General features: G+C 48.4%; 4 protein-coding genes. 2 read left to right on the top strand and 2 right to left on the bottom strand.

The genetic code is table 11. The features are described 5' to 3' along the window. Window positions 1-466, bottom strand: a 466-nt coding sequence (locus ACOJTG_RS18175) for an SDR family NAD(P)-dependent oxidoreductase (protein WP_420155121.1), incomplete at its 3' end; no start/stop codon positions are given. Window positions 467-572: 106 nt separating this feature from the next. Here ACOJTG_RS18175 and ACOJTG_RS18170 point away from each other — a divergent pair. Both ACOJTG_RS18170 and ACOJTG_RS18165 read left to right on the top strand, forming a co-directional pair. Continuing rightward, entirely contained in the window at window positions 573-926 is a 354-nt protein-coding gene (locus ACOJTG_RS18170) for a winged helix-turn-helix transcriptional regulator (RefSeq protein WP_420155120.1), read from the top strand. A 242-nt stretch (window positions 927-1,168) separates the two neighbouring features. Next, window positions 1,169-2,305, top strand: a complete 1,137-nt coding sequence (locus ACOJTG_RS18165) for an acyltransferase family protein (RefSeq protein ID WP_420155119.1) — start codon at window positions 1,169-1,171, stop codon at window positions 2,303-2,305. A gap of 55 nt (window positions 2,306-2,360) precedes the next feature. Here the strand turns inward: ACOJTG_RS18165 and ACOJTG_RS18160 are convergent. Further along, the coding region (locus tag ACOJTG_RS18160; protein ID WP_420155118.1) for a 3-oxoacyl-[acyl-carrier-protein] synthase III C-terminal domain-containing protein at window positions 2,361-2,561 on the bottom strand (201 nt) is incomplete at its 5' end.

The following is a 2,561-nucleotide window of genomic DNA, read 5'->3' as shown; positions in this document are numbered from 1 at the left end:
AATAAACGGAGCCCGTTGGTATAGGCATACGGCTGGCACCGGAACTGATGTTTAGAATGCTACCACCCTCCATACCAAACAGTTTCAACGCCTCCTGAATGGTAAGAATGGAACCTAATACATTGATGTTAAACTGTTGCTGAAACGTTTCGGCGGAGATCTGTTCAATCGGTTCATAGATGTAGATACCCGCATTATTGACCAGAATGTCCAGCGTACCAAACGCCTCTTTGGTGGTTTCAAATAGTCTTTTCACATCGGCTGGGTTCGACACATCGCCCTGCACGGCAATAGCGGTACCACCGTTAGCGGTGATAGCCTGGACCACCTGGTCTGCTCCGGCCTTACTGGAGGCATAGTTTACGACTACTTTAGCTCCTTCTGCCGCAAAGTACGTAGCAATGGAGGCACCGATACCTTTGGAAGCACCCGTAACGAGTGCCACTTTGTTCATTAACTTACTCATGGTTACTGCTCATTTATTGTTTGGGCAGCAAAACTAAAGGGGCTTGATTTATTTTAGTAACTTTGTATCTAAAAGTAACAGTAACCCCCAAGTAACTAAGTAACCTATGACGTGCGTACCCCGTAAAAGCGACGAACACAAAAAGGAGATGCGGGCGGTCCAGGACTGCATGCACGTACTCAATGGCAAATGGAAAATTGCCATCATCTCATCCATTTGCTATTACAGCAAAAGGAGGTTTTCCGACATTCTAAACGACGTGGACGGGATCTCGAACAAAATGCTCAGTAAGGAACTCAAAGAGCTGGAAATCAATCAGCTCGTTAAGCGAACGGTGCTGGATACTCAGCCAGTAACCGTACAGTATGAACTGACCGATCACGGCTGGTCACTGAGAACCATTATTGAGAATCTGACTACTTGGGGCATCGAGCACCGGAAGAAGATTTTTGAAAGCTAAAGGTTCGGCTGTTGAACCGCTAATTGTATTTTGTATGCTACTGAATTGGTGTTGGTAGTACCCAGTTTGATTCCCCGTATACTTTCGTAGTACACCGATGGGCAGCGAAAAACATATTATTTTTCCATAAGCTGGCGGTAGGATCACGCTTGTACGGGTAGTAATTTTGAGACTTTGCTGGTACCTGAGAACAGCCTATACGGAGACGTATCGCTAGTGAGGTGATAACCCAAGGAGTATCCATGTCAAATTTCCAAATTCCCGGTACTGCCTTTGCGGATGCCAAACCTCATTACCACATTCTGGATGGATTACGGGGTGTAGCAGCCTTGAGTGTGGTATGTTTTCACGTGTTCGAAGCCTTTGCTACCAGTCACTTAGACCAGATTATCAATCACGGTTATCTGGCGGTAGACTTCTTCTTTATTCTCTCGGGCTTCGTGGTGGGCTATGCGTACGATGATCGCTGGGAGAAGATGACGGTTCTGGACTTTATCAAACGTCGATTGATTCGTTTGCATCCCCTGGTGGTACTAGGGGCCATCATCGGAGCGATTATGTTTTATACGCAGGGGTGCTCAGTTTGGGATGTATCCCAAGTATCCGTTTCCATGCTCTTGGTAGCGACGTTGATCAACGCCCTGCTCATCCCCGCGACGCCTGGTTTTGAAATTCGGGGCGTCGGCGAAATGTTTCCCTTAAATGGCCCAAGCTGGTCGCTGTTCTTCGAGTATATCGGGAATCTCCTCTACGCGTTCTGGTTGCGTAAGCTTTCCACGAAAGCATTAGCCGTACTGGTGATACTGGCGGCATTCGGTTTGGCAGCTTTCGCGATGCTTGGGCCCTACGGTGATCTATGCGTGGGTTTTTCGATAACGGGTGACAACATGCTCGGCGGCTCGTTACGTCTGCTGTTTTCGTTCGCGGCGGGCTTACTTCTCTCCCGCGTATTCAAGCCGATCGCGGTCAAAGGGACGTTCTGGATCGGTAGTCTGGCCATTCTTATATTATCGGCGATCCCACGCATCGGCGGCAGTGAACACCTGTGGATGAATGGTTTATACGATACCTTCTGTGTGACGATCATCTTTCCGATATTGGTTTATCTGGGAGCTTCCGAAACCACGATCAGCCAACGTATGACTCGGCTATGTACCTTATTAGGCGACCTTTCGTACCCTTTATACATGGTTCATTACCCGTTCATTTACCTGTACTTCGCCTGGGTGAAAAATGAAAAACTCACCTTCGAACAATCATTGCCTGGAGCGTTGGCTTTGGTCGTGGGTTCAGTAATCCTGGCGTATGGCTGCCTGAAGCTGTACGATGAACCCGTCCGCCGGTATCTGACGGATCGTCTGCTACGCGTACGGAAATAGACACTTGACACAAGATACAGGTTTGGCTAAAGGCAATATACGGCTTCGCGGAGCGTCACATTTGATAGATCAATGCATTGATATTCATCCCTGCTCCCACGGAGGCCAGTAGAATATAATCTTCTTTTTGCAGGGAATACCCCGGCAATTCACCCTGCATGACCTGATGCAACAGCGTAGGAATTGTGGCAACGGAGCTATTGCCCATCCAGCGAATGTTCATGGGCAGGATGGCAGGCGGAGGCGTCTGTCCGTA

Origin of the sequence: Siphonobacter sp. (assembly GCF_048595215.1) — a bacterium.
GTDB lineage: Bacteria > Bacteroidota > Bacteroidia > Cytophagales > Spirosomataceae > Siphonobacter.
Note: the sequence above shows the minus strand (reverse complement) of the source record. Positions and strands in the feature narration are given on the sequence as shown.